Here is a 2,652-nt window from a genome sequence, read left to right as displayed (position 1 = left end):
GCGCCGCCGAGGCCGCGGCCGCCTGCCGCGCGCTCGCGCCGAGGATGGGCCCGACCGGCCAGTGCTGCGGCCTCGCGGGCGTCGGCGAACTGCTCGTCGACCTGGTCGCCGCCACCGGGGACGAACGGCACTGGCGCGCCGCCGAGGACGTCGCGGGCCTGGTCCTCTCCCGCGCGGGCGGCCCCCGGGGCCGCCCGCTGCTGCCCGGCGGCGACCCCGGAGCCGAGTCCCCCGCCTGGGCCGTCGGCACACCCGGCGTGCTCGGCTTCCTGCGCCGCCTGCAGCGCCGGGGCGGGGCCCGCCCGGGCCTGCTGTTCCCGGCCGGGCCCGGCGATTTCGCTTTCTGATCATCCGTTGGTACGTTCTTCCCGTCGACAGGGCAGGCTACGGAGAGCCCGGTCGGCCAGGCGTCGGTGGTGCATTGGCAGCACGCCCGCTTTCAGCGGGAAGAGTTCGTTCGATTCGGGCCCGGCGCTCGATCCTCCGGGGGCGGCAACCGTATGACGGGTGCCGCCCCCGTTGCCGTGTCCCGCCGTTGCCGTGTCCGCCGCCCCCGGCGTCGCGAGGAGGCCGCCCACCGTGACCCTGCTGCTCTCGCGCGCGGACGTCGAGGCCGCCCTGGACATCCCGGCCGTGCTGAAGGCGCTCGACGCCGGCTTCCGCACGGCCGACCGGCTCCCGGCCGCCCAGCGGGTGGGCGCCCGGCTGCCCGGCCCCGGGACCGCGATGTGTCTCATCCCCGGGCTGCTCCCCGACGTGCCCGCGTACACCGTGAAGGTCAACGCCAAGTTCCCGGCCGCCACCCCCGCGCTGCGCGGCGTCGTCTGCCTGCACGCGCTGGCCGACGGCGAACTGCTCGCGCTGCTCGACTCCGCCTCCGTCACCGCCTGGCGGACCGGGCTGGCCGCCGCGCTGGCCACCCACGCGCTCGCCCCCGAACGGGCGGCGACGGTCGCCGTCATCGGCGCGGGCGCCCAGAACCGGACCGCGCTCCGGGCCCTGCGCACCCTGCGGCCGATCGACGCGGTGTACGCCTACGACCTCGACCCGGCGCTCGCCGCCGCCGTCGGCGAGGCGGTGCCCACCGCGCGGGCCGCCGTCGAGGCCGCCGACATCGTCCTCACCGCCACCTGGTCGCGCGAGCCGCTGCTCGACGCCGACGTGCTGCGGCCGGGCCTGCACCTCACCAGCCTCGGCTTCGACGAACCCGGAAAGGCCGAGCTCTCCCCCGCCCTGCTGCGCGCGAGCCGCCTCGTCGTCGACGACCCGGCCCTCGCCGCCGCCTCCGGTGTCCTGCGCGGCGCCGCCCTCGACCCGGCCCACGCCACCACGCTCACCGACGTCCTGCGCGGCACCGCCCCGGCCCGCCCGGACGACCGCGCCACCGTCTACGCCCCGATCGGCCTCCCCTGGCAGGACCTCGCCCTCGCCTGGCCCGTCTACCTCGCCGCCCGGTCCGCCGCCACGGCCGCCTCCTTCACCTTCCACTGACCGCGCCCAGGCGTACTTCTGGTACCGCCTCCGCTGCGGCTACCGTTTCCAGGGACACCGACGGCCCCGAACACGACACGCCGATCCCGCCCGCCGTGCGACGGAGGAGACGACCGTGGAGAAGTTCGTTCCGAAGTTCCAGGGCGCGCCGTGGCCCGACGGCGCCCGCGTCCTGCACGTCTACGCCGTTCCCGATCCGCGCGCCGACCACGGCCTGGCGAACCTCGTCGGCGAGTGCCGGGCGGCGATGCGCCCCTACCCGATCACCCCGCTCGGCGACGACACGCTGCACTGCACCCTCGACATGATCGCCGACACCACCTCGGACGGGATCACCGACGAGGAGCGCGCCGACCTGGTCACCGCCCTGCGTGAACACCTCGCCGACACCCGTCCGTTCGAGGTCACGGCCGGCTCGCCGATCGCCGGCCGGGGCGGGGCCTTCCTGGACCTCTCCCCCGATCACGCCCTGGTCGAACTGCGCGAACGCGTCCGCGACGCCATCCGCCGCACCCGCGGCCCCGGCGCCCTGCTGCACGACGGCGGCCGTCCCCACATCTCGCTCGGTTACGCCTGGTCCGACGCCTCCTCCGACGCCCTGCAGTCGGTCCTGCGCCGGATCTCCCCCAGCCACGCACCCGTCCGCGTCCGCGACGTCCGACTGCTCGACGTCCTCTTCCGGCAGCACCCCCGCCCCGGCGGTGAGAGCGCCTGGCAGCTCTCCTGGTCCATGGTCGCCACCATCCCGCTCACCGGCGGCTGACCCCGGCCCGGCGGTCAGGCGGGCTGCCAGAGTTCGATCCGGCGGCCCTCGGGGTCGGTGACCCAGCCGAACCGGCCGACCCCCGCCATCTCCTGCGTCTCCTCGTCCACCCGCACACCCTTGGCCCGCAACTGCGCGAGCATCGCGTCGAGATCGCGGACCCGGAAGTTGACCATGGTCTGCTGCTCGCGTGAGCCGAAGTAGTCGGTCCCGGCGTCGAAGGCCGCGAACACCGTCGGCCCGGGCTCCGGCCGCCACAGACCGTTCTCGTCGGCGTCCAGGCCCAGGCAGTCGCGGTACCAGGCGCTCAGGGCCGCCGGGTCGGCGGCGCGCAGGAAGTATCCACCGATTCCCAGCACACGTTCCATGCCCGCCATCCTGCCAGGACGGCGGCCGCC

The 2,652-nt window shown here is 75.9% G+C and carries 3 protein-coding genes, 1 tRNA gene and 1 pseudogene; 4 read left to right on the top strand and 1 reads right to left on the bottom strand.

Annotated features, from left to right (window positions below):
- The 4 genes and pseudogenes from ABD308_RS01230 to ABD308_RS01215 form a co-directional block, all read left to right on the top strand.
- Positions 1 to 347 (top strand): annotated as a pseudogene (locus ABD308_RS01230) (class IV lanthionine synthetase LanL); the annotation flags it as partial.
- A 60-nt stretch (positions 348 to 407) separates the two neighbouring features.
- Positions 408 to 476: transfer RNA gene (locus ABD308_RS01225), tRNA-Glu, on the top strand.
- Positions 477 to 579: 103 nt separating this feature from the next.
- Positions 580 to 1,491, top strand: coding sequence for an ornithine cyclodeaminase family protein (locus tag ABD308_RS01220; protein WP_344324096.1), 912 nt, complete (start codon positions 580 to 582; stop codon positions 1,489 to 1,491).
- Between the two features lie 115 nt (positions 1,492 to 1,606).
- Positions 1,607 to 2,254: a 2'-5' RNA ligase family protein gene (locus tag ABD308_RS01215; protein ID WP_344324087.1), complete on the top strand. Its 648-nt coding sequence runs from the start codon at positions 1,607 to 1,609 to the stop codon at positions 2,252 to 2,254.
- Positions 2,255 to 2,268: 14 nt separating this feature from the next.
- On the opposite strand, the gene ABD308_RS01210 is transcribed toward ABD308_RS01215, so the two are convergent.
- Positions 2,269 to 2,622 (bottom strand): VOC family protein, encoded by a 354-nt coding sequence (locus ABD308_RS01210; RefSeq protein WP_344324077.1) that lies wholly within the window; start codon positions 2,620 to 2,622, stop codon positions 2,269 to 2,271.
- Positions 2,623 to 2,652 lie beyond the last annotated feature (30 nt).

It is taken from the genome of Kitasatospora putterlickiae (assembly GCF_039527695.1).
GTDB lineage: Bacteria > Actinomycetota > Actinomycetes > Streptomycetales > Streptomycetaceae > Kitasatospora > Kitasatospora putterlickiae.
Note: the sequence above shows the minus strand (reverse complement) of the source record. Positions and strands in the feature narration are given on the sequence as shown.

Excerpts from the sequence above, each read along its gene's own strand:
- ABD308_RS01210 (WP_344324077.1), bottom strand. The coding sequence starts at position 2,622 with ATGGAACGTGTGCTGGGAATCGGTGGATACTTCCTGCGCGCCGCCGAC.